Source organism: Amycolatopsis sp., assembly GCF_036008905.1.
In the GTDB taxonomy this organism is placed as follows: domain Bacteria; phylum Actinomycetota; class Actinomycetes; order Mycobacteriales; family Pseudonocardiaceae; genus Amycolatopsis.
This window is the reverse complement of record NZ_DASYMU010000022.1, coordinates 1-24,261: the sequence shown is the minus strand read 5'-3', so window position 1 is coordinate 24,261 and position 24,261 is coordinate 1. Positions and strand designations below refer to the sequence as shown.

The 24,261-nt window shown below is 67.5% G+C and carries 22 protein-coding genes and 1 tRNA gene; 5 read left to right on the top strand and 18 right to left on the bottom strand.

Annotated elements, in window-relative coordinates:
• Nucleotides 1-40: 40 nt before the first annotated feature.
• From VGP60_RS04215 to argS, 16 genes are all read right to left on the bottom strand, one after another.
• The gene (locus VGP60_RS04215) at nt 41-859 is read right to left on the bottom strand and encodes a F0F1 ATP synthase subunit delta (RefSeq protein ID WP_327546506.1); all 819 of its coding nucleotides are present in this window, start codon (nt 857-859) and stop codon (nt 41-43) included.
• Between the two features lie 6 nt (nt 860-865).
• A complete protein-coding gene (locus VGP60_RS04210) occupies nt 866-1,411 on the bottom strand; it encodes a F0F1 ATP synthase subunit B (protein WP_327546505.1) in 546 nt (181 codons plus the stop codon).
• 30 nt (nt 1,412-1,441) lie between these two features.
• Entirely contained in the window at nt 1,442-1,699 is a 258-nt protein-coding gene (locus tag VGP60_RS04205; RefSeq protein ID WP_327546504.1) for an ATP F0F1 synthase subunit C, read from the bottom strand.
• Nucleotides 1,700-1,760: 61 nt separating this feature from the next.
• Entirely contained in the window at nt 1,761-2,555 is a 795-nt protein-coding gene (gene atpB, locus VGP60_RS04200) for a F0F1 ATP synthase subunit A (protein ID WP_327546503.1), read from the bottom strand.
• A gap of 333 nt (nt 2,556-2,888) precedes the next feature.
• Nucleotides 2,889-3,380 carry a hypothetical protein gene (locus VGP60_RS04195; protein WP_327546502.1) on the bottom strand — a complete coding sequence of 164 codons (492 nt, stop codon included), beginning with the start codon at nt 3,378-3,380 and terminating at the stop codon, nt 2,889-2,891.
• The gene (locus VGP60_RS04190) at nt 3,377-4,546 is read right to left on the bottom strand and encodes an MraY family glycosyltransferase (RefSeq protein ID WP_327546501.1); all 1,170 of its coding nucleotides are present in this window, start codon (nt 4,544-4,546) and stop codon (nt 3,377-3,379) included. The genes VGP60_RS04195 and VGP60_RS04190 overlap by 4 nt, the downstream gene beginning before the upstream one ends.
• 74 nt (nt 4,547-4,620) lie before the next feature.
• Nucleotides 4,621-5,271, bottom strand: coding sequence for an L-threonylcarbamoyladenylate synthase (locus VGP60_RS04185; RefSeq protein ID WP_327546500.1), 651 nt, complete (start codon nt 5,269-5,271; stop codon nt 4,621-4,623).
• A gap of 55 nt (nt 5,272-5,326) precedes the next feature.
• Nucleotides 5,327-6,193, bottom strand: coding sequence for a peptide chain release factor N(5)-glutamine methyltransferase (gene prmC / locus VGP60_RS04180; RefSeq protein ID WP_327546499.1), 867 nt, complete (start codon nt 6,191-6,193; stop codon nt 5,327-5,329).
• Nucleotides 6,194-6,620: 427 nt separating this feature from the next.
• On the bottom strand, nt 6,621-7,691 hold the full coding sequence (gene prfA, locus VGP60_RS04175; protein WP_327546498.1) for a peptide chain release factor 1: 1,071 nt from the start codon (nt 7,689-7,691) through the stop codon (nt 6,621-6,623).
• 85 nt (nt 7,692-7,776) lie between these two features.
• Nucleotides 7,777-8,010 (bottom strand): 50S ribosomal protein L31, encoded by a 234-nt coding sequence (rpmE, locus tag VGP60_RS04170; protein ID WP_327546497.1) that lies wholly within the window; start codon nt 8,008-8,010, stop codon nt 7,777-7,779.
• 194 nt (nt 8,011-8,204) lie between these two features.
• Nucleotides 8,205-10,301 carry a transcription termination factor Rho gene (gene rho, locus VGP60_RS04165; protein ID WP_327546496.1) on the bottom strand — a complete coding sequence of 699 codons (2,097 nt, stop codon included), beginning with the start codon at nt 10,299-10,301 and terminating at the stop codon, nt 8,205-8,207.
• A gap of 383 nt (nt 10,302-10,684) precedes the next feature.
• A complete protein-coding gene (gene thrB / locus VGP60_RS04160; protein ID WP_327546495.1) occupies nt 10,685-11,563 on the bottom strand; it encodes a homoserine kinase in 879 nt (292 codons plus the stop codon).
• On the bottom strand, nt 11,560-12,621 hold the full coding sequence (gene thrC / locus VGP60_RS04155) for a threonine synthase (RefSeq protein WP_327546494.1): 1,062 nt from the start codon (nt 12,619-12,621) through the stop codon (nt 11,560-11,562). Before thrC ends, thrB begins: the two co-directional genes overlap by 4 nt.
• A 2-nt stretch (nt 12,622-12,623) precedes the next feature.
• Nucleotides 12,624-13,931, bottom strand: a complete 1,308-nt coding sequence (locus VGP60_RS04150; protein ID WP_327546493.1) for a homoserine dehydrogenase — start codon at nt 13,929-13,931, stop codon at nt 12,624-12,626.
• 3 nt (nt 13,932-13,934) lie between these two features.
• Nucleotides 13,935-15,368 carry a diaminopimelate decarboxylase gene (gene lysA / locus VGP60_RS04145; protein WP_327546492.1) on the bottom strand — a complete coding sequence of 478 codons (1,434 nt, stop codon included), beginning with the start codon at nt 15,366-15,368 and terminating at the stop codon, nt 13,935-13,937.
• Between the two features lie 4 nt (nt 15,369-15,372).
• Nucleotides 15,373-17,031: an arginine--tRNA ligase gene (argS, locus tag VGP60_RS04140; protein WP_327546491.1), complete on the bottom strand. Its 1,659-nt coding sequence runs from the start codon at nt 17,029-17,031 to the stop codon at nt 15,373-15,375.
• A gap of 46 nt (nt 17,032-17,077) precedes the next feature.
• Here argS and VGP60_RS04135 point away from each other — a divergent pair, with 46 nt between their 5' ends.
• The 3 genes from VGP60_RS04135 to VGP60_RS04125 all read left to right on the top strand — a co-directional run bounded on the left by VGP60_RS04135 (nt 17,078) and on the right by VGP60_RS04125 (nt 19,582).
• Nucleotides 17,078-17,785, top strand: coding sequence for a DUF3105 domain-containing protein (locus VGP60_RS04135; RefSeq protein WP_327546490.1), 708 nt, complete (start codon nt 17,078-17,080; stop codon nt 17,783-17,785).
• 245 nt (nt 17,786-18,030) lie between these two features.
• Nucleotides 18,031-18,870 (top strand): DUF3105 domain-containing protein, encoded by an 840-nt coding sequence (locus tag VGP60_RS04130; protein ID WP_327546489.1) that lies wholly within the window; start codon nt 18,031-18,033, stop codon nt 18,868-18,870.
• A gap of 4 nt (nt 18,871-18,874) precedes the next feature.
• Nucleotides 18,875-19,582, top strand: coding sequence for a DUF305 domain-containing protein (locus tag VGP60_RS04125; protein ID WP_327546488.1), 708 nt, complete (start codon nt 18,875-18,877; stop codon nt 19,580-19,582).
• Between the two features lie 6 nt (nt 19,583-19,588).
• On the opposite strand, the gene VGP60_RS04120 is transcribed toward VGP60_RS04125, so the two are convergent.
• Nucleotides 19,589-20,509, bottom strand: coding sequence for a cation diffusion facilitator family transporter (locus VGP60_RS04120; RefSeq protein WP_327546487.1), 921 nt, complete (start codon nt 20,507-20,509; stop codon nt 19,589-19,591).
• A 235-nt stretch (nt 20,510-20,744) separates the two neighbouring features.
• Here VGP60_RS04120 and VGP60_RS04115 point away from each other — a divergent pair.
• A tRNA-Arg gene (locus tag VGP60_RS04115) sits at nt 20,745-20,817 on the top strand.
• A 116-nt stretch (nt 20,818-20,933) separates the two neighbouring features.
• The gene (locus VGP60_RS04110; protein WP_327546486.1) at nt 20,934-21,674 is read left to right on the top strand and encodes a glycosyltransferase family 2 protein; all 741 of its coding nucleotides are present in this window, start codon (nt 20,934-20,936) and stop codon (nt 21,672-21,674) included.
• A gap of 68 nt (nt 21,675-21,742) precedes the next feature.
• Here VGP60_RS04110 and VGP60_RS04105 read toward each other — a convergent pair whose 3' ends face one another.
• Nucleotides 21,743-24,133 carry an excinuclease ABC subunit UvrA gene (locus VGP60_RS04105; RefSeq protein WP_327546485.1) on the bottom strand — a complete coding sequence of 797 codons (2,391 nt, stop codon included), beginning with the start codon at nt 24,131-24,133 and terminating at the stop codon, nt 21,743-21,745.
• Nucleotides 24,134-24,261: the final 128 nt, after the last annotated feature.

The following is a 24,261-nucleotide window of genomic DNA, read 5'->3' as shown; positions in this document are numbered from 1 at the left end:
TCGTTCTTGTCAGTGTGCAAAGTCTTGAATGACGCCCGGCTCACGCGAGCTGCCTGCGCAGTTCCGCGATCCGGCCGGCCGCGCTGCCGTCGATGACCTCGTCACCCACCCGGATGACGAGCCCGCCGCCGAGGCCCGGGTCGATCTCGATGTGCACCGCGATCTGCCGTCCGTAGATGCGGTTCAGCTTCTCGGACAGCAGCGCGTGCTGCTCCGCCGACAACTCGCTGGCGCTGGTCACCCGCGCGACCGAACGGTCACGGCGTTGGGCGGCCAGCTCGACCAGCTCGTCGAGGCCGACGCCGATTCCCCGGCCCTGGTGCCGCAGGATGGCCTGCTCGACCAGGGTTTCGGTGACGACGTCCAGCCGGTCGGCGAACAGGCCGCGCACCAGCTTGCGCTTGGCTTCGATCGGGGCCGCCTGGTCGGCGAGGGCCCGTTCGAGCTCCGGTTCACCCGCGATGATACGGGCGGTACGGAACAACTGGCTCTCGACGGTGTCCAGGTTGCCGGTCTTCTCGGCGCTGGTGAGCAGCGCCGAGCGGCCGGCCGCCTCGATCCCGTCGAGCATCTCCCGTGGGCTGGACCACCTGTTGGTGGCCACGGAGTCGAGCACCTTGAGCGCCGGCTCCGAGATCTTGCCCTCGAGAAGCGAACGGACCAGCCGCTGCCGGGCTTCCGGCTCCGCGGAGGCGTCACTGACGGCTCGGCGCAGCCCGACTTCCCTGCCCAGCAGTTCGACGACGGAGAGCAGCTCGACGCCAACGGTCGCCGGGTCGGTGCCCGCGTCGCTCAGAACCTCGCCAAGACGGGTCTCGGCGAGGGCGAGCGACTCACGGCTCGCAGCATGCAGCGTCATCTGGCTCTACTTCCCTGCTCCATTGGTCTCCAGCTCGGCCAGGAACCGGTCGACCGTCCCGCGACGGCGAACCTCGTCCTCGAGCGACTCGCCGACGATCCGGCTGGCCAGCTCGACAGCGTTACGTCCCAGCTCGGCGCGCAGTTCGGCGACGATCTGGGCCTTCTGCGCCTGCAGCTTGGCCTCACCCTGCGCGACGATCCGCTGCTGGTCCGCTTCGGCCTCGGCCCGCAGCTCCGCCTTGATCTGCTCGGCTTCGCCTCGGGCGTCGTCGCGGATCTTGGCGGCCTCGGTCCGGGCCTCGGCCAGCTGCGCCGTGTACTGCGCGAGCGCCTCTTCGGCCTTGGCCTGAGCCTGCTCGGCCTTCTCGATCCCGCCCTCGATCTTCTCGGCCCGCTCGGCGTACATCGCCTCGAAACGAGGAACGGCGTACTTCTTGAGCAGGAAGAAAAGAACCAGGAAGGCGACAAGGCCGAGAATCAGTTCGGCGGGGTGCGGAATGATCGGGTTCGGCGCCGCTTCGGCGGCGAACACGATTTCTGTCATCACCATGACGTCTCCTTAAGCGATGAGCGGTGAAACTCAGGCAGCGGAGGCGATGAAGTAGATGACGATACCGATCAGGGCGAGCACCTCGGTAAGCACGAAGGTGGTGAAGCCGATGTTCATCAGCTTGCCCTGGGCCTCCGGCTGGCGCGCGGTGCCGTTGATGACGGCGGCGAAGATCAGACCGACACCGATACCGGGGCCGATGGCGCCCAGGCCGTAGCCGATGGCGGCGAGGCCGGGGTTGAGGTTGACAGCGGCCTCGGCAGCCTGCGCAAGAACGACGTTGCTCACTTGCATTTCCCTTCAACTCGGTCCGCGCGACTGCGCGGATCGGGGGCTTGTAATGGTTCTCTCAGTGGTCGGACGAGAGGGCCGCGCCGATGTAGCTGGCGGAGAGGATGGCGAAGATGTAGGCCTGCAGGACCTGGATGAAGGCTTCCAGCAGCGTCATCGCGATCGAGAAGAGGAACGCGATGAGCGATACCGGCTTCAGGCCACCGCTGGCCTCGACGAGCAGGAACTCGCCACCCAGGGTGAACACCAGGAGGATCAAGTGCCCGGCGAACATCGCGGCGAAGACTCGGATCGCCAGCGTGAGCGGGTTCATGATGAACTTCTGCAGAAACTCGATGGGGACGAGGAGCGGCAGAATGAATCCGGGCGCGCCCGGCGGGATCGTCTGGTGCTTGAGATAACCAACGAAGCCGTGTCGCTTGAATCCGACGAAGTGATAGACGGGGTAGACCACAAGCAGCGACAGCGCCAGTGGGAACCCGAAATGCGACATCGTCGGGAACTGCAGAAGGGGAATGACCCCGAAGATGTTGTTCACCAGAATGAAGGTGAACAGAGAAAGAACGAGCGGGATATACGGCTTGAAATCCTTCGAGCCGATCTGTTCCCGGGTGATGTTGTTACGGCTGAAGTCGTAAATCGACTCCGCGAAGAACTGACCCTTACCAGGCACGATCGCCAGCTTGCGAGACGACAGCAAGAAGTAGGTGGCGACAATGGCCACCGACACCACCACCAGCAGCATCGGCTTGGTGAAGGCCCAGTCACCCGAACCGAACAGCGGGGGAAGATTGAAGTCCCCGGCGCCAGGCGGCTTGAACACGTCACCTTCGGTCAATACCAGCGCCCTCAACTGGGCTCCTTCCGGTTCTCCCGGCCGGCGTTCACTCCGCCGGGGGAATCGTCACGATCTGGACTAAACGTACCCGATACGCTTCGGGCACTTGGAAGCGCGGTCCCCGAAGTGATGAACAAGGGTTCACGTTCTGTCACTTCGAAGGGCTCCGGCCGGGCTTCCCGGAAGACGGGTACCCACGAACCGAGCACGGGAAGACTGAACACGACCTGCCACGTTGCCCATCGGGGTTCATCACCGGGAGCGCGACCCGAGCCGCACCTCCACAAATCGGACCCTACCAGCCGGGAAGAGCACGCCGTACAGCCGTACTCCTTAACGGCCCGACGGCTACTTCGAGGCGGGAATGATGGTGGGGATCTTCGTGCGCTTGAAGGCCCGCATCTCGCCGGCCGCGGCGACCATGAACGTCACCAGCATGGTGATTGCCAAGGCATACGGGTGCAGTGCGTCCACCCCGCGCAGCAGGGTCAACAGGCCGAGCAGCACGAGGATCTTCACCACGTAACTGCCGAGCACGATGGCCATCACCATCATCGGATCCAGTGCCGCGCAGAACCGCATGATCGCGATCGTGGCCAGCGAGGAGGCCACGGCCACCACTCCGCCCACGAGTGCGCCGAGCAGGCCGTCGACCCCTCCGACGATGGTGAACACGATCATGCCGAGCACCACGGAGCCCGAGCTGAAGATCAACGTCGCCCGCAGCATCTGGTCGGCCAGTGCCAGCACCGACTTCGCGTGCGGGTTCTCCGGCTCTTCCACCACGGAAACCTGGTCAGCGGCGGCCTGTTCGGCCTGGTCAGCCTCGGTGTCACTCATTTCGGAACTCCCTGATTGCGAGCCCTCAGTCTAGGGACCACCGAAACGGCCACCGCGACCACCAGCCCCAACCCGAAGAACCAGAGCACCGCGACGCTGTTGAAAAGGGTCACCGAAACGGCACCGAACGCGAGGAGTCCGGCCCACAGGTAGATGAGCAGCACGGCCCGGCGATGGGAGTGGCCGATCTCCAGCAACCGGTGGTGCAGGTGCATCTTGTCGGCCGCGAACGGGCTCTCCCCGCGGCGCGTCCGGCGGACGACGGCCATCAGGAGGTCGAGCATCGGCACGAACAGCACGGCCGCCATCACCAGCAGCGGAGACAGCAGCGCGAGCGAGTCGGAAGCGCCGTAACGGTTGTAGCTGATCTTGCCCGACGCCGACGTGCTCGCCGAGGCGAGCATCAGGCCGATCATCATCGACCCGGAGTCGCCCATGAAGATCTTCGCGGGCTGGAAGTTGTACGGGAGAAACCCCAGACAGGCCCCGGCGAGGGTCGCGGCGATCAGGGCCGGCGGGTGCGTGCCGACGTCACCGTTGGAGTTCGCCAGCAGGCCGAGCGAGAACGCGCAGGTCGCCGCGGCCGCGATGAAACCGAGCCCCCCGGCGAGCCCGTCCAGGCCGTCGACGAAGTTCATCGCGTTGACCATGACGACCACGAGGATGACGGTGAGCAGCGCGCCCTGGTTCTTGTCGAGGACGATCACCTGGCCCAGCGAATCGCCGTGCCCGCCCCACGGGACCCAGAACACGAACCACTGCACGCCGAAGATCACCAGGATGCCGGCGCACATGATCTGGCCGGCGAGCTTCGTCCACGCGTCGAGCTCGAACCGGTCGTCCAGCGCGCCGATCAGCACGATCAGCCCGGCCGCGATGAGCACGCCGAGCGAGTCGTAGGAGAAGTCGAAACCGCGGCGCAGCACGGGCAGGTGCAGTGCGAGCACCATGCCGGCGACCACGCCGAGGTAGATCCCGACGCCGCCCATCCGCGGGATCGGCGCGACGTGCACGTCACGCGCACGGGGGTTGGCGATCGCCCCGATCTTGATCGCGAACCGCCGGACGACTCCGGTCAGCAGGAAGGTGACGGCGGCAGAGATCAGGGCGACGAGGATGTACTCCCGGATCGGGAGTCCTTCACTGAAGGTGGTGGTGGGAGGCACGAGCTCGTTACGCCTCCGAGGTCCGGGTCACGGGCGAAACGCTACCGCGCGCCGAGTTCGCCTCGAGTTCGGTACTAGACCAGTGATTCGGCCGGGACACCCAGCACCTCGGCGACCGCTTCGCGACTGACGGCGCCTTCGCGCAGGATCACCGGGTCGCCGCTGGTGAGGTCCACCATCGTCGACGGCACGGGCGCGCCGCTGGAGCCACCGTCGAGGTACACCGCGACGGAATCGCCGAGCTGCTCCTGCGCTTCCTCCGCGGTGGTCGCGGGCGGCCTGCCGGAGATGTTGGCGCTGGAGACTGCCATCGGGCCGACGTCGCGAAGCAGTTCGAGCGCCACCGGGTGCAGCGGCATCCGCAGCATGACGGTGCCGCGGGACTGGCCGAGATCCCACTGGAGACTGGGCGCGTGCGGCAGCACGATGGACAGGTCGCCAGGCCAGAAGGCTTCGATGAGCGCGCGTGCCTGCGGCGGCACCCCGAGCACCAGGCCGTCCACTGTGGACCAGGAGCCGACGAGGACGCCGACCGGCAGGTCCGGGCCGCGGTTCTTGGCGCGCAGCAACGCTTGGACGGCCCCGGAGTCGAAGGCGTCCGCGCCGATGCCGTACACCGTGTCGGTGGGCAGCACGACGAGACGGCTGGACCGCACCGCCCCGGCCGCCGCCGAGAGGCCGTCGGTCCGTGATTCCCGCCTGCTGCAGTCATAAACCGCGCTCATGGCTCAGAGGGTAGTCCGCACGGAATGCCGCTCCGTGGAGGGTGGCGGTGGGGCCTTACTGGACGCGCAGGGCGGTGACGAAGCGGGGGCGGCCGGTGAGGTCGTTGTGGTCGACGACGTCGGTGAGGACGCGGCGGGCGCGGACCAGTGCCGGGACGGCCGAGCCGTGGGTGTCGTCGTGCTCGATCGCGAGACCACCACCGGGACGCAGCAGGCGCGCGGAGACGGAGATGGCGTGCCGGATGACGGCCAGCCCGCTCTCGGCGGCGAAAACGGCCTGGGGCGGGTCGTGCTCGGCCACCTCCGGCGGGACCGCGGTGCCCTCCGGGACGTACGGCGGGTTGCACACGACCAAGTCCACCAAGCCGTCGAGTTCGGCGAAGATCGTGCTGTCGGCGATGTCGCCGGAGTAGAGCCGGATCGGGGTGTCGCCCTCGGCGACCCGCAGGTCGGCGTTGTGGCGCGCCCACGCGAGGGCTTGCGCATCGATGTCGACGGCGTACACCACGGCGTTGGGCGCGGCGTGCGCCATGGCGAGCGCGAGCGCGCCCGAGCCGGTGCACAGGTCCACCACGACCGGGTACTCCCGGCCGCGCAGCAGCTTCAGGCCCCATTCGAGCAGGAGTTCCGTCTCGGGCCGCGGGATGAAGACCCCGGCGCCGACGTCGACGGTGATGTGGCCGAGCGCGGCCCAGCCGGTCAGATGCTGAAGCGGGATACGCTTCGCGCGCTGGGCGACCAGCTGCCCGATCGCCTCGACGACCGGCGGGTCGACCAGCGGGATCATCGGCAGCCGGCTGCGCTCCACCCCGAGCACGTGCGCGGCGATCAGATCGGCGTCGAACCTCGGCGACGAGACACCGGCGTCCTCGAGGATCCTGGTCGCTTCCATGATCGCCAGGCGCAACGGTTGACGCTTCACTCCCCCGCCTTTCCCTGAGTCCGCATCGTCGAAGCTGAGCTGCTTAGGTGTCCAGGGTATCCAGGCGCCGGTCAAGACCGGGTGGCTCCCGCCGCAACCATACGGCGAACCGGTGTGCACTGCCCGAATATCGCCGATTTCGGTCGTGAGTGTTTACGAGTGTTATAATAGAACACTTGTTGCCACTCACGACCCCACACTCGAGGCATATTTCGACCCGTCACGGCTATTGCGTCAGCACACGAACTCCGTTGCAGTGCACGGAAAACGTATGGCCGCTTTTCGCCGTCGCTTCGCCTGAAAAACTGAAGGGACCTTTCGTACGATTGAATCGCCCGCCCGTCACCCGCCACCACCCGGAGACGCTTCGCGCCCGAATCCATTCAATAGGTCCCTTCAGGCGAACTCGGACGGGACAGCGGCGAAATCAGCTGGTTTGTTCGGCGAGGCGCTCTTCGCGGTCGGCTTCGATCAGGGCGTTGAGGACCCCGTCGAGATCGCCGTCGAGGACCTGGTCGAGGTTGTACGCCTTGTAGTTCACACGGTGGTCGGCGATCCGGTTCTCCGCGAAGTTGTACGTGCGGATGCGCTCGGAACGATCGACCGTGCGGACCTGCGAGCGGCGCTGGTCCGAGGCCTTGGCCGCGGCCTCTTCCTCGGCGAGCGCCTGCATGCGGGCCTGCAGCACGATCAGCGCGCGGGCCCGGTTCTGGATCTGCGACTTCTCGTTCTGGCAGGAGACCACGATGCCGGTCGGCAGGTGCGTGATCCGGACCGCGGAGTCGGTGGTGTTGACGCTCTGGCCACCGGGGCCCGAGGAGCGGAACACGTCGATACGCAGGTCGTTCGGGTCGATTTCGACCTCGACCTCGTCGGGCTCCGGGTAGATGAGCACGCCGGACGCGGAGGTGTGGATCCGGCCCTGGGACTCCGTGGCCGGCACTCGCTGCACGCGGTGCACGCCACCCTCGAACTTCAGCCGCGCCCACACGCCCTCGGCGGCCGGGTTCTTTGCCTTGATCGACACCGTGACGTCCTTGTAGCCGCCCAGGTCGGAATACACCGAGTCGAGTACTTCGGCCCGCCAGCCGTGACGCTCGGCGTAGCGCAGGTACATCCGGAGCAGGTCGCTGGCGAACAGCGCCGACTCCTCGCCGCCTTCACCGGACTTGATCTCCATGACCACGTCCGCGCTGTCGTGCGGATCACGCGGCAGGAGCAGTTCCGTCAGCTTGGTCTCCAGCTGCGGGATCTTCTTGGTGAGCTCTTCGGCCTCGGCGGCGAACGTCTCGTCTTCGGCGGCGAACTCCTTCGCCGCGGCGAGGTCCTCCTCCGCGGTTTCCAGCTCCTTGACCACCTTGGCGATCGGCGCGAGCTGGGCATAGCGGCGGCTCAACTTGCGGGCGTTGGCCTGGTCGGCGTGCACGGCCGGGTCAGCGAGCTGTTCCTCGAGCTCGGCGTACTCGCTCAGCAAACCGGTGAGTGAACTCGATTCCACGACCGAACCTTCCTTGACACAACTGGGGTCTCAAACACATGCAAAACGGCGCCCACCCGAATCCGGGTAGGCGCCGTTGAGCAAGCTACTTCGCGTCGGCGTCGGCCTTCTTCTCGCGCTTGCCGTAGCGAGCCTCGAAGCGCGCGACCCGGCCACCGGTGTCCAGAATCTTCTGCTTGCCGGTGTAGAACGGGTGGCACTGCGAGCAAACTTCGGTCGTGATCTGACCGGAAGCCTTGGTGCTGTGCGTGGTGAACGTGTTCCCACAGCCACAGGTCACCGTGGTGGGTACGTAATCGGGGTGAATACCGCTCTTCATGGGGTCCTCTCTCAGTGGCTCCGGGTCCCCAAAGGTGTTCGGGGTGAACCGCAGCCGGACTTCAGCGGGTGATTCTGCCAGACGCGCTGACAAGGGTTTCAACATGCCCTGGTCAGCGCCTATTCCCTCGGCGCCGTGAAGGCCTCCTTCCCAGCGTCTCACGCTGGGAAGGAGGCCTTCACGAACCAGGGAACCTAGTCCTCGTCGTTGGAACCGAGGGCCGTCTTCGAGACCTGCATCAGGAACTCGATGTTCGTCTTGGTCTTGCGCAACCGCGAGATGAGCAGGTCGATCGCCTGCTGCGAGTCGAGTGCGTGGAGCACCCGGTGCAGCTTGTGCGTCACCGCGAGCTCATCCGGCGCGAGCAGCAGGTCTTCCTTACGGGTACCGGACGGGTTGACGTCCACCGCGGGGAACACGCGCCGCTCGGCGATCTTGCGGTCGAGCTTGAGCTCCGCGTTACCGGTGCCCTTGAACTCCTCGAAGATCACCGTGTCACCGGTCGAGCCGGTCTCCACCATCGCGGTGGCGAAGATCGTCAGCGAGCCGCCGTTCTCGATGTTGCGTGCCGCGCCGAGGAAACGCTTCGGCGGGAACAGCGCCGTCGAGTCGACACCACCGGACAGGATCCGGCCGGACGCCGGGGCCGCGAGGTTGTACGCACGGCCCAGACGGGTGATCGAGTCGAGCAGCACGACGACGTCGAGCCCCATCTCGACGAGCCGCTTGGCCCGCTCGATGGAAAGCTCGGCGACCGAGGTGTGGTCTGACGGCGGGCGGTCGAAGGTGGAGGCGATGACCTCGCCCTTCACCGACCGCTGCATGTCGGTGACCTCTTCCGGACGCTCGTCCACGAGGACGACCATCAGGTGGCACTCGGGGTTGTTCGTCGCGATGGCGTTCGCGATGTCCTGCATGATCGTGGTCTTACCGGCCTTCGGCGGCGAGACGATCAGTGCACGCTGTCCCTTACCGACGGGCATCACCAGGTCGATGACACGCGTGGTGAGCTTGTGCGACTCGGTCTCGAGGCGCAGTCGCTCGTTCGGGTACAGCGGGGTCAGCTTCGTGAAGTCCGGGCGGTTCTTGGCTTCGCCCGGCTCCAGGCCGTTGATCGAGTCGACGCGCACCAGCGGGTTGAACTTCTGCCGCTGCTGCTCGCCGTCACGCGGCTGACGCACGACACCGGTGATCGCGTCGCCGCGCCGCAGGCCGTACTTGCGCACGAGCGAGAGCGAGACGTACACGTCGTTCGGGCCCGCGAGGTAACCGGAAGTACGCACGAACGCGTAGTTGTCCAGCACGTCGAGGATGCCGGCGACCGGGAGCAGGACGTCGTCGTCGCGGATCTCCGTGTCCGGGGAACCGCCTTCGATACGGCCGCCACCGGCGCCACGGCGGCGACGGTCGCGGAAGCGACGGCCACGACGGCCGCCTTCCTCGTCGTCGTCGTCCATCGGCGGGTTGCCCTGGTTGCGGGTGTCCGGCCGGTTGTCCGGGCGGTTGTTCTGGCCGCCACGGCCTTCCCGCTGGCCACGGGCGTTGTCCTGGCCCCCGCGGTCACCGCGGTTGTTGCGGTCGCCACGCTCGTTGCGGTCGTTACGTTCGCCACCCTGACGGCCGCCGCGCTCGCCACGCTGCTGCTCGCCCTGCTGCGACTCGCCACGTTGCTCGGAACGCTCCGCGCGGTCCGGACGCTCTGCGCGTTCGGGGCGCTGGTTGCCGGTCTCCGCGTCCGGGCTGCCGGCGGCGCGGTTCGAGCCACGACGACGGCGGTTACGGCCACCTTCTTCGCTCGAACGGCCTTCGCCGGAACCGTTACCGGCCTGCTGGTTGTCCGGCTGTGCAGCGCCCTGATCGGGCTGAGCCTGCTTCTCCGGCTGAGCCGGCGCTTCGGAAGCCTTCTCGGCGGCCTTCTCGGCCGACTTGACCACCGGTGCGGCGGCCGGTTCGGTGGCCGCCGATACAGCGGTGGCCCGCGGCGCACGCGCCTTCGGCTCCTGGGCGGTCTTGCCGCCGTCAATGCCCTCGAGGGGCAGCGTTTCGGCGGTTCCCGCCGCCCGCTTCTTGGTCTTGCCTTGGCGTTCCCTGATCGCTGCGATCAGGTCACCCTTGCGCATGCCTGTGGTTTCCCCGACACCCAGTTCACCCGCGAGTTGGCGCAGTTCGGCAATCACCATGCCGGAAAGCCCGCCTGTGCGACGTTTGGGTGCGGCGGCGCCGTTCGACTCTTCCGTCGACGAAGCCGCTTGGTTGTCCACATCGCCGCTCAAAAGATCGGTGTTGCTCACACATATCCTTCCTGACCGATCCACGCCTCCAGGCGGATCAGCGGGTGCCGTCCGCGTCCGAATTGCGAAACGGCTTTTGTTTCCCGATGCCGGAGAGCCCAGCCGAAGCGTGCGATACACAGCGGTGAGAACCACCGGCACGGGAGTTGCGTGCTCCAAGTGGAGTACGCGGAATTCGCACACCGCCGCCGCCGGGAACCCGCCTGCCTCAACCCGCTTACCGCGAACTGCACGGTACGGATGACGGATCAACGAAAGATGCGATCCGGGAATGATCCCCCTGGACCGGCACCGGGTGCGGAAACGCACGGTGATCGAACGCCCCCGAGGGTAGACCGACGCAGGCATCGGTGCAACAACCACCCCCCGCGTGGCGCTTCCCTTTATAGAGCCGCAACCCGCACGCCCGCCGGGTCGACCGGCAGCTCGGTGACGTCAAAACCAACAACGCCGACACCTGGTGGAAGTATTCCGCCGGTTGTCAGCGCCAGCACCGTCGGGCCCGCGCCGGAAATTGCCGCGGCTACGCCCTGTGCCCGGAGCTCGCGCACCAGCCGGGCACTTTCGGGATAAGCCGAAGCCCGGTAATCCTGATGCAGTTTGTCCTCGGTCGCGGCCAGGAGAAGATCGGGACGGGACGTCATGGCCAGTACCGAAAGCGCCGCCCGCCCGGCGGTGAATGCGGCGTCGACATGCGGAACATGGGCAGGCAGCAGGCCCCGGGTCGCCGCGGTCGAGGAACGCTGACCGGGGACGGCGAGCACCGGCCGGATACCGGCGTGGACTTCCAGGCGCTCACCGAAGAACCGGCCGCCCTCGGACCAGGCGACGACGAATCCGCCGAGCATGCTGGCCGCCGCGTTGTCGGCGTGGCCCTCGAATTCGGCGGCCAGCTGCAGCGCGTCGGCGTCCAGCGGGCGTTCCGCCAGCGCGTATCCCGCGGCGACGCCGGAAACCACGGCGGCCGCGGAAGAACCCAAGCCGCGGGCGTGCGGAATCTTGTTGTAACACCGCAAATGCAACCCGGGTGGGCGAATGTCGAGGAATTCACAAGCCCGCCGGAGCGCCCTGACCACGAGGTGCGTCTCGTCGGTCGGCACGTCGGAGACGCCACCGGCACCGGCGTCGATCACCTCGACCTTGAGGCCCGTATGGGTGACGAGCACCTCGACGACGTCGTGCAGGCCGAGCGCGAGGCCCAGCGCGTCGAACCCCGGGCCGAGGTTCGCGCTCGACGCGGGCACCGACACCCGGAAACTCATGCCAGCTCCAGCGCGGCCGCCACCGCTCCGGGATCCACGGCCAGTGGCTCGACCTCGATGTTGCCTTCCAGTGCGGTGGCGGGGTCCTTGAGGCCGTGCCCGGTCACCGTGCAGACCACGGTGGAGCCCTTCGGGATCCGGCCGTCGGCCGCGGTGAGCAGTAGCCCCGCGACACTCGTGGCCGACGCCGGCTCGACGAACACGCCTTCCCGCCTGGCCAGGAGCCGGTACGCCTCAAGGATCTTCGCGTCCGTGACGGCCTCGAACAGCCCGTCGGAAGACTCCTTCGCCTTCACCGCGGCGGTCCACGAAGCCGGGCTGCCGATGCGGATGGCCGTCGCGATCGTGTCCGGATCCGCCACTGGAGCGCCATGCACCAGCGGCGCCGCACCAGCGGCCTGGAAGCCGAACATGCGCGGCGTGTTCTTCACCACATCGTCATTCGCGTATTCGGAGTAACCGGCCCAGTACGCAGTGATGTTTCCCGCGTTCCCGACCGGGAGACAGTGGATGTCCGGCGCTTCGCCGAGTACGTCACAGATTTCGAAAGCCGCGGACTTCTGCCCGGAAATACGCACCGGGTTGACCGAATTCACCAAAGTCACCGGGTAATCCGCGGCGGTCTTGCGGGCCAGTTCGAGGCAGTCGTCGAAGTTCCCGTCGACCTGCAGGATCCGCGCGCCGTGCACGACGGCCTGGGCGAGCTTGCCCATCGCGATCTTGCCCTGCGGCACGAGCACCGCGCAGGTGAGCCCGGCCCTCGCCGCGTAAGCCGCCGCCGACGCCGAGGTGTTGCCCGTCGACGCGCAGATCACCGCTTTGAGGCCGCTGGCCAGCGCGTGCGTGATCGCGACGGTCATCCCGCGGTCCTTGAACGAACCCGTCGGGTTGACGCCCTCGACCTTCAGATAGACCGTGCAGCCGGTCAGCTCGGACAGGTGCGGGGCGGGCATCAGCGGGGTGTTGCCCTCGCCGAGGGTGATCACCTTCGCGCCCTCGGGAACGGCTATCCGCGTCGGATACGCCTCGATGATGCCCGGCCAGGCTTGGGTAACCATGCTCAGTCTTCGCCTTCCACCCGCATCACGCTGACGACTTCGTGCACAACATCCAGTTTCGCGATTTCGTCCACAGTGGCCTGCAGCGCCGCGTCGGGCGCCAGATGGGTGACCACCACCAGGCTCGCCGTGGAATGCCTGTCGCGCTGGCGGACCGCGGCGATGCTGACCCCGTGGTCGGCGAACACCTGCGCCACCTGCGCGAGCACCCCGGCGATGTCGGCGACGTCCAGGCTCACGTGGTAACGCGTCGGCGTCTGCCCCATCGGGCGCACCGGCAGCGCGGCGTGCGCCGATTCACGCGGGCCGAGCCCGCCGAGAACCTTGTTGCGGGCCACCGCGACGAGGTCTCCGAGCACCGCGCTGGCCGTCGGGCCACCGCCCGCGCCCTGACCGTAGAACATCAGCTCGCCGGCGGCGTCCGCCTCGACGTAGACGGCGTTGAACGCGCCGTTGACCCCGGCCAGCTGGTGGCTGCGCGGGATCATCACCGGGTGCACCCGGACGGACACGGATTCGACACCGTCGTCGGAGTTCACCCGCTCGCAGATGGCGAGCAGTTTGACCGTGCGGCCCAGCAGTTTCGCCGCCGCGAGGTCGGACGAAGTCACGTCGGCGATGCCCTCACGGTGCACGTCGCCCGCGGTGACGCGGGTGTGGAACGCCAGCGAGGCAAGGATCGCGGCCTTCGAGGCGGCGTCGTAACCATCGACGTCGGCCGTCGGATCGGCTTCGGCGTAACCGAGGCGGCTGGCTTCGTCGAGCGTCTCGGAGTACCCGGCGCCGGTCGAGTCCATCGCCGAAAGAATGTAGTTCGTGGTGCCGTTGACGATCCCCATCACGCGGGTGATCCGGTCCCCCGCAAGGGATTCCCGCAACGGGCGCAGCAGCGGGATGGCCCCGGCGACGGCCGCTTCGAAGTACAGGTCGACCCCGGAGGCGTCCGCCGCTTCGGAAAGCTCGGCCGAATGATCGGCCAACAGCGCCTTGTTCGCCGTCACCACGGACTTGCCCGCGCGCAACGCGGCGAGCAGCCAGCCGCGGACCGGCTCGATACCGCCGATCAGCTCGACGACGACGTCCACCTCGTCGGAGACGACGAGACTCGCCGCGTCCGAGGTCAGTAGCTCCTGGGGCAGCTCAGGGTGCTTGTCCGGCCGACGCACGGCGATCCCGACGAGCTTGACCGGCGCACCCGCCCTGGCGGCCAGTTCGTCGGCCTGCTCGGTGAGCAGCCGGGCCACCTCGCCGCCGACCGTCCCACAGCCGAGCAAGGCGACCCTGATCGGACTCCGGTCCTTTGTGGACACGACTCAAACCTCCAGGCGCAACAGATCGTCGTTCGTTTCCCGCCGCAGCAGCACCCGCGACTGGCCGTTGCGCACCGCGACCACCGCCGGCCGCTGCTGCCGGTTGTAGTTGCTCGCCATCGAGTAGCAGTAGGCACCGGTCGCCGCGACGGCGAGCAGATCTCCAGGGGCCAGCGTGTCGGGTAGCCAGCAGTCCCGGACCACGATGTCGCCCGACTCACAGTGTTTTCCCACTACTCGGGACAAAGCGGCCCGGACGTCCGGCGATTCGCCGTCATCGGCCGAGCGGGAGACGAGCCGGCAGTCGTACACGGCGTCGTAAAGCGCGGTGCGGATGTTGTCGCTCATCCCGCCGTCGACGCTCACATACCGGCGCAGGGCGTTGTCCCCGAGCGAGACGTCCTTGATCGTGCCGACCTCGTAGAGCGTGATCGTGCCGGGTCCGGCGATCGCGCGCCCCGGCTCACCGGCGATCTTCGGCACGGGCAGGCCCGCGTACTCGCATTCCTTGCGGACGATCTCCCGGATCTGGGTGATCATCTGCGCGGGCGGCGGCGGGTTGTCCTTGTCGGTGTACGCGATCCCGAAGCCACCACCGAGGTCCACAATGGACATCTGCTCGATGAGGTCGTTGCCGTGCTCCTTGGCCAGTTCGGCCAGCAGCCCGACCACGCGGCGGGCGGCGACCTCGAAGCCGTCGGCGTCGAAGATCTGCGAGCCGATGTGGCTGTGCAGCCCGATCAGCTTGAGCGAAGACGTGTTGAGCACGCGGCGCACGGCTTCGGCGGCGTTCCCGGCGGCCAGCGAGAAACCGAACTTCTGGTCCTCGTGCGCGGTGGCGATGAACTCGTGTGTGTGCGCCTCGACGCCGACCGTCACCCGGATCAGGACTTCTTGCACCACACCGTGTTTGGCGGCGACATCGGCCAGGCGCGCGATCTCGAAGTACGAGTCGAGCACCACCGTGCCGACCCCGGCTTCGACGGCGGTTTCGAGCTCCGCGATCGACTTGTTGTTGCCGTGGAAGGTGACCCGCCGCATCGGGAAGTCCGCGCGCTGCGCGACGGCGAGCTCACCACCGCTGCAGATGTCCAGGCTCAGGCCCTGTTCGGCGATCCACTTCGCGATTTCGATGGAGAGGAACGCCTTCGACGCGTAGTGCACCAAGGACGGGTCGTCGAACGCCTCGGCGTAATCCGCGCAACGCGACTTGAAGTCCGCTTCGTCGACGACGAACAACGGCGTGCCGTAGGTCTCGGCGAGTTCGCGGACGTCGACGCCCGCGATGCGCACGACGCCGTCCGGCGCGCGATAAGTGTTGCGGGGCCAGACCTTCGGGTACAGCCTGTCGAGCTCGTCCGCGCTGGCGGGCGGGAAACCGGACGCGTCCGCGTGCGGGTAGACGTCGGCGTGGCGAGGACCGGCGGGGTGGGCCATGAGATTACATCCGTTCCGGAGCAGTGACGCCGAGCAGCGCGAGACCGTTGGCGAGTACCTGGCGGGCCGCTTCGCACAGGGCGAGCCTGGCGTGGGTGAGCGGCGTCGCCTCTTCGTCGCCTTGCGGCAGCACGCGGGCGACATCGTAGAACTTGTGGTAGGCGGCGGCGAGGCTTTCCAGGTATCGCGCGACCCGGTGCGGTTCGCGCAACTCGGCCGCTTTCCTTACCACGACCGGGAATTCGCCGATCGTGCGAATCAGGTCGCCTTCACGCTGATGGGTGAGAAGACCGAAGTCGACGTCGGTGGCGTCGAACTTGATGCCGAGCTCGGCCGCGCCGCGCTGCAACGACGAGAGCCGGGCGTGCGCGTACTGCACGTAGAACACCGGGTTGTCGTTGGAGTGCTTGCGAAGCAGGTCGAGGTCGATGTCCAGACCGGAGTCCACCGAGTAGCGAATCAGCTCGTAGCGGGCGGCGTCGACACCGACCGTCTCGACGAGGTCCTCCATGGTGATCACCGTGCCGGCGCGCTTGCTCATGCGCACGGGCTTGCCGTCGCTGACCAGGTTGACCATCTGCCCGATGAGCACCTCGACGACGCCCGGGTCATCACCGAAGGCGGCCGCGGCGGCCTTGAGCCGGGCGATGTAGCCGTGGTGGTCGGCGCCGAGCATGTAGATGCAGAGGTCGAAACCGCGCTTGCGCTTGTCCTGGAAGTACGCGAGGTCACCGGCGATGTAGGCCGGGTTGCCGTCGCGCTTGATGACCACGCGGTCCTTGTCGTCGCCGTACTCGGTCGACCGCAGCCACCAGGCCTCGTCCTCGAGATACAGGTTCCCGGAGTCCTTGAGCTGCTGGACCGCCTTGTCGACCGCGCCGGACTCGTGCAGGGAGTTCTCGTGGAAGTAGACGTCGAAATCCGTGCCGAAGTCGTGCAGGCTCTGGCGGATCTCGGTGAACATCAACTCGATGCCGATGCTGCGGAACTTCTCGTGGCGCTCGGCCTCTTCGAGCGACAGCGCGCTCGGTGCCTGGCGGAGCACCTCGGCGGCGATGTCGGAGATGTAACCGCCGGCATAACCGTCCTCGGGAGCGGGCTCGCCCTTCGCCGCGGCGATCAGCGAACGCACGAACCTGTCGATCTGCGCACCGGCGTCGTTGAAGTAGTACTCGCGGGTGACCGAGGCGCCCTGTGCGGACAGCACGCGGCCCAGCGCGTCACCGACCGCGGCCCAGCGGGTGCCGCCGAGGTGGATCGGGCCGGTCGGGTTCGCCGAGACGAATTCGAGGTTGATGTTGCGACCGGCGAGCGCGTCGCCGAGGCCGTAACCTTCACCGGCGGCCAGGACCTGGCGGACCTGCTCGCCCTGCGCGTCCGCGGCGAGCCGCAGGTTCAAGAAGCCCGGGCCCGCGACCTCGGCGACGTCGATGCCGTCCGTGGCGGTGAGCGCCTCGGCCAGCGCGTCGGCGAACTCACGCGGAGCCATGCCCGCCTTCTTGGCCACCTGGAGTGAGAGGTTTGTCGCGTAGTCTCCGTGCTCGGGATTACGGGGACGTTCGATCGTCACCTTCTCCGGCAGTACGGCAAGGTCTATCCCCCGCGCGGTGAGAATCTGCACGGCGGAGCTGCGGACCAGGTCGGCGAGAGCGGCGGGAGTCACCTGCCGAAGTCTAGGTGCGGGCCGCTGGCCTATCGGCGAGCGGGTGATGAAGGGGGCGGTGGCGATGGCCAACAGCGGAAGACGGCGGATCCTGGCACTGGTGGGAGCGGCGTTGTCGCTGGTCACCCTGGCCGGGTGCACGAGCGACGAGAGCCCGGCGCAGCCGTCCGCGGCGCCCAATTCCGCGTCGTCGGCGCCCAAGTCGGAGTTCACTCCCAGTGACGCCGATCGCGACCCGTCCGAGCGCATCCAGGGCATCAAGATCGAGTCCTACGACCCCGGCCTCCACCTGCAGACTCCGCAGCGGGTGGCCTACGACTACAGCCCGCCGTTCGGTGGCCGCCACGACGCCGTCTGGGCCGCGTGCAACGGCGTCGTCTACTCGAAGGCCGTGCGGACCGAGCACATGGTTCACTCGATGGAGCACGGCGCGTTGTGGGTCGCGTACAACCCGGACCAGGTCAGCGGCGCCCAGCTCGACTCGCTCAAGGCGCGCGTCGAGGGCAGGCCTTACACGATGATGTCGCCCTATCCCGGTCTGGACCAGCCGATCTCGTTGCAGACCTGGGGTCACCAGCTGAAGGTCGGCGCGGCCGACGACGTGCGGGTCAACCAGTTCTTCACCGCGCTGACGCTGAACAAGTACACCTATCCGGAGGTCGGGGCGCCCTGCGATTCCGGCGCCTTCGACTCCGACAACCCGCCGCCGTTCGACCCCACTCCACCCGGAGCGGACGCCGCTCCACCTAAGTGATCCCGTATGCGTCAGGGCGTGTCTTGTGGGCCTTGTTCGCGGTATCCGCGCCCAGGCGGCCCCTGGTCGCACCGGGGATTCACCCAAGTACACCCAAGTACGAGGGCGAATCCCCGGCACAACCAGGAACCACCTGAATCACGAATCCCATCGAACAGACCCACAAGACACGCCCTAACCGTGACCAGACGCCCGGTCTCTAGACTGGCCGAGGCCCAGATCACCCAATCGAGAACGCAGGAGCCATGGCGAGCGGGACACAGAAGAAGAAAGGGACGCCGAAGAAGGTCAGTAAGGCGACCCGTAGTAGTTCCGTCGTGTCCAAGAAGGGCACGCCGTGGGGCACCATCATCGCCGTAGTCGGCGTCGTCGCCCTGCTGGGCGCCGTTCTCGGGTACTACCTGGTGCAGTCCGAGCCCAAGCGGGAGCAGAAGACCCGTGAAGAGGCGGCCGCGGCGTACGCGCCCACCGCGCAGAACCCCGACCCCTCGACCAAGATCGAAGGCGTCACCACCGCCCAGTACACCGGCAGCGTGCACGTCCTCGCGACCGAACGCGTCGCGTACGACAAGACCCCGCCGTTCGGTGGGCCGCACGACGGCTCGTGGGCGGCGTGCACCGGCATCGTGTACCCGAACGCGGTCCGCACCGAGAACATGGTGCACTCGCTCGAGCACGGCGCGATCTGGATCGCCTACAACCCCGCGCAGGTCACCGGCCCGGATCTCAACCTGCTGAAGGTCCGCGTCGACGGCAAGCCGTACTCGATGATGTCGCCGTACCCCGGCCTCGACAAGCCGATCTCGCTGCAGTCCTGGGGCCACCAGCTGAAGCTGGACAAGGCCGACGACCCGCGGATCGACCAGTTCATCACCGCGCTGCGCAGCAACCCGAACGGCGTGTACCCCGAGGTCGGCGCGTCCTGTGACGCCATGGGCCCGGGCGCGTTCGACCCGGACAACCCGCCGCCGTTCGACCCGACCCCGCCGGGACCGGACGCGAAGGCGATGGACTACAAGGGCTCCGAAGGCGCGCAGCCGGACGCCGCGGGCAACACCGGGGCGCCCGTCGTCCCCGGTCAGTAACACGATGCCGGACAACGACCTGGTGGAAGAGCGGGCACCCGAACAGCCGACGTGGTCGAGGGCCGTCGTCATCGGCGCCTCCCTGCTCGCCGTGCTCCTGCTCGGCGCGACCATCGGCATGCTCCTCACCAGGTCGTTGACCGACGAACCCGCGGCGCTGCCCACCGCGGGTTCGGTCGAGGTCGGGTTCGCCCAGGACATGTCGGTCCACCACCTGCAGGCGGTGACCATGGCCAACTGGGCCCGCGACCACTCGACCGACCCCGAGGTCCAGCAGCTCGCGTTCGACATCATCGGCACCCAGACCGAGCAGGTCGGCCGCATGAAGGGCTGGCTGATGATCTGGGACCAGCCGGAGCAGACCACCGGCGCGTACATGCAGTGGATGACCGAACCGATGGCCGGTCACGACCACAGCGGCTTGACGAACACAGCTCCCGCCGAGGGCGTGGTCATGCCCGGCATGGCGTCCAGCGAGGAACTGAAGAAGATGCGGTCCCTGACCGGGCCTGCCCTCGACGTCTACTTCCTTCAGCTCATGCTGCGGCACCACCAGGGCGGCACGGCGATGGCGCAGTACGCGCAGGACCACTCGTCGTACAGCGTGGTGACGGCGTTGACGCGCAGCATCCTGGTGTCTCAGGGCGCCGAGATGGACCTCATCACGCAAATGCTGAAGACCCGGAACGCCCAGCCGCTCCCCACCTCCTGAACGGCTTTACCAGGACAGGTGCTCGCAGCGTTTGGCGCACTCGAGGGCTTCGACCTGCAGCGTCGCGTGCTCGATCGAATAGCGCGTGGAGAGCAGGTTCTGCGCCTCGGTGAGCACGGCGGACTGCTGCGCGGCGGCGTTGACCGTGAGGTGCGCCGAAGCGACCTCCATGCCCGAAGTGAGCGTCCAGACGTGCAGGTCGTGGACGTCCGCGACACCGGGCAGGGCGGCAAGCTCGGCTGAGATGGCGCCGACGTCGACCCCCTGCGGCGCGTGCTGGAAGAGGATCCGCAACGCGCGCCTGGCCAGCTGGTAGGTCCGTGGCAGGACGAAGAGCCCGATCGCGACACCGATGATCGGGTCGGCGTACCGCCAGCCGGTCAGCAGCGTGATGAGGCCGCTGATCAGGACCCCGACCGAGCCGATCAGGTCGGCGAGCACTTCCAGGTACGCCCCGCGGACGTTGATGCTCTCCTTGGCGCCGGACCGCAGCAACAGGAACGACACGATGTTGGCCACGAGCCCGGCGGCCGCGGTGAGCATCACCGGCAGCCCGGGCACCTCAGGCGGGTTGCTGATCCGCCCGAGCGCCTCGAAAAGCACGTATCCCGCGACCCCGAACAACAGGATCGCGTTCCCCAGTGCCGCCAGCACTTCAGCGCGGTAAAGCCCGAACGTACGACTGAACGTCGGCCCGCTGCGCCGCGCCAGCATGATCGCCGCCAGCGCCATCCCGACCCCGAGCACGTCGGTGAACATATGCGCCGCGTCGGAGATCAACGCCAGCGACGACGTCGCGAAGCCGACCGCGAACTCCAGCACCATGAACGCCGCGCCGATGAGCAGCGCCGCGGTCAAGGCACGCAGGTACCGGCCGGAGGCACTGCCCTCCGCCGGAACATGCCCATGTCCGTGTCCATGACCCATCGCCGTAGCCTCCCGAGCTCGCTCCGCCGAATATATAGTCACATGCGCATGTATGCAATGCAGGTAACCCTAAGTTCCCCCTGACGGTACTGCCGATCGAGCGTGCCGTCCTATCCCCCGAGGGGATCTTCCCGTTCGGCGGGATGACTACCAACCGTCAGCACCCCGACGTGGCGACCACCTTCAGGGGGCACCGAGGCGATGCGGTAGGCTTTTCGTTGTTGCACAGCAATGCGCCTTGGTAGCTCAGGGGATAGAGCACTGCCCTCCGGAGGCAGGTGTCGCAGGTTCGAATCCTGCCCAGGGCACAGCGTTTTGATCAGGCCCCTACCAGCGGAAACGCGGTAGGGGCCTGATTTGTTGTATCCGGTGATCGCACCGCTGCCTCCGGAGGGCAGTGCTCAAGCGTTGGGGAAGACCGATCATGCCCGCGATATCGATCATCACCCCGGCTTACAACCCCGAGCCCGAGTACCTGCTTGCCGCCTGCGAATCGCTGAAGGACCAAAAACTTCCTGACGATTGGGAATGGGAGTGGATCGTCCAGCAGGACGAAAAAGGCGAGACCTCAGCCATTCTTCCCCGCGACAGTCGAATCAAGATTCAAGTGAACAGACACGCCGGTGTCGCCATAACCCGCAATCTGGCTCTCGCCAGAACCATGGGTGTACTTGTGAAGAATCTCGACCAGGACGACGTCTTGACTCCCGGCTCACTCGCGCGCGACATTGAGGCATTCACCGAGAACCCGGAGATTCAATGGACGACGTCACGGGCACTGGATCTTCTGCCCGACGGATCGACCGCGGGCTTTGACCACGACCCGAACCCCGGGCGACTTGCGCCCGGCATGGTCGTCGAGCATTGGCGTGCACATGACTTCCGCCTTCCCGTCCATCCGACCACCATTTGTATCCGGCGGTCGTTAGCGGTCGCGCTCGGTGGCTGGATGGCGATTCCCGGATCGGACGACACGGGACTCCTTATTGCCGCCAGCGTGGTCGATCCGGGGTATTTCATCGGCGAAGTCGGCCTGTTGTACCGCAAGTGGCCAGGACAAGAGTCGGCTACCGCGGCACACACCGAACCGATCGAATGGAATGCCCGCATGAGCCTGATCAGCGAACGGGCCGACGCCCTCCGCGCCTTGCTTGGTGACACCTAGGGTCGTGAGTGGCTACGAGTGTTCTAACGCTCGTAGCCACTCACGAGCCACCCACCCAGGGCCGCGTGTCAGGTGCCGACGTAGGCCGCGAGGTGCTCGCCGGTGAGGGTGGAACGGTCGGCGACGAGGTCGGCGGGAGTGCCCTCGAAGACGATCCGGCCGCCATCGTGGCCGGCGCCGGGGCCGAGGTCGATGATCCAGTCGGCGTGCGCCATGACCGCCTGGTGGTGCTCGATGACGATTACCGACTTGCCGGAGTCGACGAGCCGGTCGAGCAGGCCGAGCAGCTGCTCGACGTCGGCGAGGTGGAGGCCGGTGGTTGGCTCGTCGAGGACGTAGACGTCGCCCTTGCCGGCCAGGTGGGTGGCCAGCTTGAGCCGCGGGCGCTCGCCGCCTGACAGCGTCGGGAGGGGCTGGCCGAGGGTGAGGTAGCCGAGCCCGACGTCGGCGAGCCGGTCGAGGATGCGGTGCGCGGCCGGCGTGCGTGCCTCGCCGGCGCCGAAGAACTCCTCGGCCTCGGTCACCGACATCGCCAGCACCTCGGCGATGTTGCGCCCACCGAAGGTGTACTCCAGCACCGACGCGTGGAAGCGCCGCCCCTCGCACACCTCGCAGGTCGTCGCGACGCCGGCCATCATCGCCAGGTCCGTGTAGATGACGCCGGCGCCGTTGCAGGTGGGGCAGGCGCCCTCGGAGTTGGCGCTGAACAGCGCCGGCTTCACGCCGTTGGCCTTCGCGAACGCCTTGCGGATCGGGTCGAGCAGGCCGGTGTACGTCGCCGGGTTGCTCCGCCGCGAGCCGCGGATCGGGGTCTGGTCGACCGACACCGCTCCGTCGCGCCCCGACACCGAGCCATGGATCAGTGAGCTCTTTCCCGACCCGGCCACGCCGGTCACCACCACCAGCACGCCGAGCGGGATGTCGACGTCGACGTCGCGCAGGTTGTGCGTCGCCGCGCCGCGGATCTCCAGCGTGCCGGTGGGCGCCCGCACCGCGTCCTTGAGGGTGGCCCGGTCGTCGAGGTGGCGGCCGGTGAGGGTACCGCCGGTCCGCAGCTCCTCGACGGTGCCCTCGAAGCACACGCTGCCGCCCGCCGTACCGGCGCCGGGGCCGAGATCGACGACGTGGTCGGCGATCGCGATCGTCCCCGGCTTGTGCTCGACGACCAGCACGGTGTTGCCCTTGTCGCGCAGCCGCAGCAGCAGGTCGTTCATCCTCTGGATGTCGTGCGGGTGCAGCCCGACCGTCGGCTCGTCGAACACGTAGGTCACGTCGGTGAGCGACGCGCCGAGGTGGCGGATCATCTTGACGCGCTGCGCCTCGCCGCCCGACAGCGTGCCCGACGGCCGGTCGAGCGAGAGGTAGCCCAGGCCGATCTCCACGAACGAGTCGAGGGTCCGATGGAGCGAGTGCAGCAGCGGGGCCACCGACGGCTCGTCGACGCCGCGGACCCATGCCGCCAGGTCGCTGATCTCCATCGCGCACGCGTCGGCGATGTTGATCCCCTTGATCTTCGACGACCGAGCAGCCTCGCTGAGCCGGGTGCCGCCGCACTCCGGGCAGGTGGTGAACGTCACCGCCCGCTCCACGAACGCGCGGATGTGCGGCTGCAGCGCGTCGACGTCCTTGGACAGCATCGACTTCTGGATCTTCGGGATCAGGCCCTCGTAGGTGAGGTTGATGCCGTCGACCTTGATCTTGGTCGGCTCCTTGTGGAGGAGGTCGTCGAGCTGTCTCCTGGTGAACTTGTCGATCGGCTTGTCGGGGTCGAAGAACCCGCAGCCGGTGAAGATCCGCCCATACCAGCCGTCCATGCTGTAGCCGGGGATCGTGAGGGCGCCGTCGTTGAGCGACTTGCTGCCGTCGTACAGCTGGGTGAGGTCGATGTCGTTGACCGCGCCCCGGCCCTCGCAGCGCGGGCACATCCCGCCGAGGATGCTGAAGCTTCGCCGCTCCTTCGTCGTGCGCCCGCTGCGCTCGAGGGTGACCGCTCCGGCGCCACTGATCGAGGCGACGTTGAAGGAGAACGCCTGCGGCGAGCCGATGTGCGGCTGCCCCAGCCGGCTGAAGAGGATCCGCAGCATGGCGTTGGCGTCGGTGGCGGTGCCGACCGTGGAGCGGGGGTCGGCGCCCATCCGCTCCTGGTCGACGAGGATCGCGGTCGTCAGCCCCTCGAGCACGTCGACCTCGGGCCGCGCCAGCGTCGGCATGAAGCCCTGCACGAAGGCGCTGTAGGTCTCGTTGATCAGCCGCTGCGACTCCGCGGCGATCGTGCCGAACACCAGCGAGCTCTTGCCCGAGCCCGAGACGCCGGTGAACACCGTCAGCCGGCGCTTCGGGATCTCGACGCTGACGTCCTTGAGGTTGTTCACGCGCGCGCCGTGCACGCGGATCAGATCGTGGCTGTCGGCAACGTACAGCGCAGGCGACTGCGTTTCCGCCCTCGTGGCCATGCTCATCGTGTCTCCATCAGCTCCTGGGTCGGCACTCAGCGGTCCTGCAGCAGCCCGAGGACGTTGCCGCCGGGGTCGGTGACGGTGGCCACCAGGCGGCCGCCACCGACGTCGTGCGCGGGCTCCTTCACGGT

Bases quoted from the DNA above. Each gene is read 5' to 3' on its own strand.
- VGP60_RS04215 (WP_327546506.1), bottom strand. From the start codon at position 859: ATGACGCTGCATGCTGCGAGCCGTGAGTCGCTCGCCCTCGCCGAGACC.
- VGP60_RS04125 (WP_327546488.1), top strand. From the start codon at position 18,875: ATGCCGGACAACGACCTGGTGGAAGAGCGGGCACCCGAACAGCCGACG.
- VGP60_RS04185 (WP_327546500.1), bottom strand. From the start codon at position 5,271: ATGAGCGCGGTTTATGACTGCAGCAGGCGGGAATCACGGACCGACGGC.
- VGP60_RS04195 (WP_327546502.1), bottom strand. From the start codon at position 3,380: ATGAGTGACACCGAGGCTGACCAGGCCGAACAGGCCGCCGCTGACCAG.
- VGP60_RS04210 (WP_327546505.1), bottom strand. From the start codon at position 1,411: ATGGTGATGACAGAAATCGTGTTCGCCGCCGAAGCGGCGCCGAACCCG.
- VGP60_RS04110 (WP_327546486.1), top strand. From the start codon at position 20,934: ATGCCCGCGATATCGATCATCACCCCGGCTTACAACCCCGAGCCCGAG.
- VGP60_RS04105 (WP_327546485.1), bottom strand. From the start codon at position 24,133: ATGAGCATGGCCACGAGGGCGGAAACGCAGTCGCCTGCGCTGTACGTT.
- rpmE (WP_327546497.1), bottom strand. From the start codon at position 8,010: ATGAAGAGCGGTATTCACCCCGATTACGTACCCACCACGGTGACCTGT.
- lysA (WP_327546492.1), bottom strand. From the start codon at position 15,368: ATGGCCCACCCCGCCGGTCCTCGCCACGCCGACGTCTACCCGCACGCG.
- VGP60_RS04135 (WP_327546490.1), top strand. From the start codon at position 17,078: ATGAAGGGGGCGGTGGCGATGGCCAACAGCGGAAGACGGCGGATCCTG.
- VGP60_RS04120 (WP_327546487.1), bottom strand. From the start codon at position 20,509: ATGGGTCATGGACACGGACATGGGCATGTTCCGGCGGAGGGCAGTGCC.
- thrB (WP_327546495.1), bottom strand. From the start codon at position 11,563: ATGAGTTTCCGGGTGTCGGTGCCCGCGTCGAGCGCGAACCTCGGCCCG.
- thrC (WP_327546494.1), bottom strand. From the start codon at position 12,621: ATGGTTACCCAAGCCTGGCCGGGCATCATCGAGGCGTATCCGACGCGG.
- VGP60_RS04130 (WP_327546489.1), top strand. From the start codon at position 18,031: ATGGCGAGCGGGACACAGAAGAAGAAAGGGACGCCGAAGAAGGTCAGT.